The organism is Streptomyces sp. CO7 (genome assembly GCF_053474865.1).
The window spans coordinates 358,431-361,752 of sequence record NZ_JBRIOU010000002.1 but is presented as its reverse complement, the minus strand read 5'-3'; the positions used below and the strand labels follow the sequence as shown (position 1 = coordinate 361,752).

Below are 3,322 nucleotides of genomic sequence, written 5' to 3'. Positions count from 1 at the left end.
TCCCCTGCCTGGGTATGCACGGCGCGGGCGGTCCGGTGGCCGGCGGCCGGGCGCGGGCTCCGCGACGGGCGAGGGCGCCCGCCGCGGCGAGGAGCAGCAGGGCGGCGAGCAGTACCGGCCCCACGGGGGCGAGTGCGTCGCGCACCGCCCAGCTGAGGACCGCGGCCGGCCACAGCAGCCACCAGCAGGTCTCCGCCGGCAGCCGCACCGCCCACCGCAGCACCAGCCACAGCGGGATGAGGCCGAGCACCAGGAAGGCGTACGGCGCCCAGAGCAGGCCCGCACCGAGCAGACCGCCGGCCGGTCCGGGCCACCAGCCGACGCGCACCGCGGGCGGTCGGGTACCGAGCGCCACGGGCGCGGCGTGGAGCGCGAGGACCAGCACGGCGAGCGCGGCCGCCGCGAGCGGGCCGTCGGCGGGGGCTCGGAGGGCCAGCGCGGCGACGTACACCAGCAGCATCAGCACCGCGGCGGCCAGGGCGATGCTGGGCAGCGCGGCCAGCACCTCCCCAGCGGTGCGGTCGCCGTCGACGGTCCGGACCCGCCCGGCGCCGCGAGGGTCGTCGTCCAGCCACGGCAGGTGGCGCAGGGCGGCGGCATAGAAGACCCCGGCGGAGGCCAGCAGCCACCACAGGGCGATCCGCAGCCGCCGCTCCCCCCGGGGCCCGGACGACGACGCCCGCACCAGCGCGACGCCCTTGCGGTACACGCCCCGCACGCCGGAGCGGGGCGCGGTGGAAGGACGTTCACCTTCCTCGCCCCGCACGGCGGCCCGCAGCCCCGGCACGCACAGCAGCGCGACCGCGGTCATGCTCAGCAGCACGCCCCAGCCGGCGCCGTCGATGCCCGCCGGGGTGAGCAGCAGGGCGGCGGAGCCGAGGACCAGCACGCACATCACGCCCTGCACCAGGGCCAGCATCGCGGTGCGGCCGGCCACCCGCAGCACTCCGATGTACAGCTCGACGGCGACCCGGGGCAGCGCGGCGGCGGCCAGCAGCCGCAGCACCGTGGAGCCCCGGTCCGCGTAGTCCGCGCCGAACGGGGCGAGCACCAGCGGCGCGAAGAGAACCAGGACGGCCACCACCGGCACCAGCAGCACGGCCATCCTCCGCAGCGCTCCCCGCACCCCGTCGGCGAGAGCGCGGGGGTCGCGGGAGGCATGGGCGGTGAGTGAGGACGCCATGTTGATGGCGAGGAACTCCATGGTGCCGCCGACGGTGTAGGCGACGTAGAAGTAGCCGTTCTCCGCCGCGCCGAGGCGCACCGCCACCATCACCGGCAGCAGGTTGATCATCAGCAGGCTGAACATGGCGCCGACGGAGTCCCCGGCGATGAACCGCCCGACGGCCCGCAGGGTGGGCGGCCGGCGGTGGCCGTCGGCGGCGGCCTGCCGCGGGATCAGCCGCCGGAACACCAGCCACCCCAGCGGCACGGTGGACAGCGCGATCGCCGCGCCCCAGGAGACGAACACGCCGAGCACCGGCATCGCCCCGGCGAAAACGATCAGCAGCACCAGTTTGCCCAGCGAGAACACCGCGTTGCCGAGCGGCACCCAGACCGCCTCGCGCAGCCCGGTGAGCACTCCGTCCTGCAGGGTGAGGATCGCCCAGGCCACGCACGAGGCGACGAAGAGGACCCCGGCCACCGGCGTGCCGAGCGGCGCGTACGAGGGCCCCCAGAGGTCGAGGGTGAGCAGGAAGACGACACCGGCGACGGCCACCACCAGCGAGCTGACGGCGTAGGCGCGCAGTACCAGGGCCCCGGTGGCGCGTCCGGCGCGCGGCACGAAGCGGACCACGGCGCCGATCATCGTGGTGGCGGTGATGCCGGCGAGCAGGCGCATGGCGGCGACGGCGGCCGAGCCCTGGCCGACCGCCTCCTGCGAGTAGTGACGCGCCGCGACCAGCCAGAAGGCGAGGCCGAGGACGGCGGACACGCCCGTGCTGAGCATCAGGAAGTACGCGTTCCTGAAGAGGGAGTCGCCGCCCACCGCACGCTCCGGACGCGGACGCCGAGCGGGCCACCGGGTCCGGCCGGGGGCTGTGACGTCCGCCGCCTCCTGGATGTCAGCCACCGCCGCCTCCCGTCCCGGGTACCACGCCGGGGCGCCCGGCGGCCGGCACCCCGGCGGGTGCCACGCCGGCCCGCCGGAGCACGGCGATCGCCTCGGCGGCGCGCAGCGGGTCCACCGGCAGCGCGTGCCGGGCGAAGCGGCGGGCGGGACCGGGCCGGGGCGAGAGGCCGGTGAACTCGGAGCCCGCGTAGTCGTCCAGCGGGGGGTCGTAGAGGTACCCGGTGACGATGCCGTGGCGGGCCAGCGCGGCGACGGCGGCGTCCCGGTCGTCGACCAGCAACGGCACCCGGAACAACGGCTGGACGCCTCCCGCAGCGGTGCCGGGCGCGGCCCACTCGGTGTCCAGCAGCCGTGCGGTGCCCTCGCGGTGGGCGTGCAGCACCTCGTCGAGGCGGCCGAGTCTTCGCGTGATCCGGCGGATACGGAGCGGGCCGGGCGCGAGGCGGTAGTCGTGCATGTCGACCCGCACCCACGAGTGGTGCGCGGCGATCCCCGGGGCGTCTGCCGCCGCCCGGGCCAGCTCCCCGGCGCGCAACGGCATCCGGATGCCGTGGCGTTCGCTCAGTCCGAGCATCCTCAGGGTGGCCCGGGCCGCCCGCCGCAGCCCCAGTCCTCGTACCGCCGCCTCCGCGTACGGCCGTGCGGCGTACGCCAGCTCAGCGGCCAGGCCGGACGGCTCCAGCAGCTCGTCGCGCGCCCGGACCAGTTCCTCGCGCAGCGCCGGGTCGTCGTCGAAGGCCAGGAAGCCCCCGGCCTTCGCCCCCACGTGCTTGGAGAGGCTGAACGCCGCCGCGGTGCCGAAGGACCCCACCGGCCGTCCGCCCACCTCGCTGCCGATCGCGTGCGCGGCGTCCTCGATCAGCGGGATGCCCGACCGGTCACACCGCTCGCGCAGTCGGGGCGCCGGGTCCGGGTTCCCGTACAGGTTGGTGGTCAGCACGCCGGCCAGCCCGCCCCAGGCCCCCTCGTCGACCGCAGCCACGTCGAGGGAGCCGTCGCGCGGGTCCAACGGCGCCTGCACGGGCCGCAGTCCGGCCGCGAGCACGACGAAGAGGATGACGTCGTCGTTGACCGGCGACATCAGCACCCTGCCTCCCGGCCGGCACCAGCGCCGCAGCGCCAGGTACAGGCCGAGACGGCACGACGGAACGTAGATGCATTCACGGCCCAGGCGTCTGCGCATCGCGTCTTCCAGCAGGTCCAGCCGGATACCCGATCGCGCCCCCGCCCCGCCGACCACCCCGATGG

2 protein-coding genes are annotated in these 3,322 nt (G+C 76.2%); both read right to left on the bottom strand.

Annotation, left to right across the window (positions count from 1 at the left end):
- Window positions 1–2,074: lipopolysaccharide biosynthesis protein (locus tag ACOV8S_RS03545; protein WP_448316052.1), on the bottom strand; the 2,074-nt coding region annotated here is incomplete at its 3' end.
- Window positions 2,067–3,257 carry a DegT/DnrJ/EryC1/StrS family aminotransferase gene (locus ACOV8S_RS03540; RefSeq protein WP_448317337.1) on the bottom strand — a complete coding sequence of 397 codons (1,191 nt, stop codon included), beginning with the start codon at window positions 3,255–3,257 and terminating at the stop codon, window positions 2,067–2,069. The genes ACOV8S_RS03545 and ACOV8S_RS03540, both read right to left, overlap by 8 nt.
- Window positions 3,258–3,322: the final 65 nt, after the last annotated feature.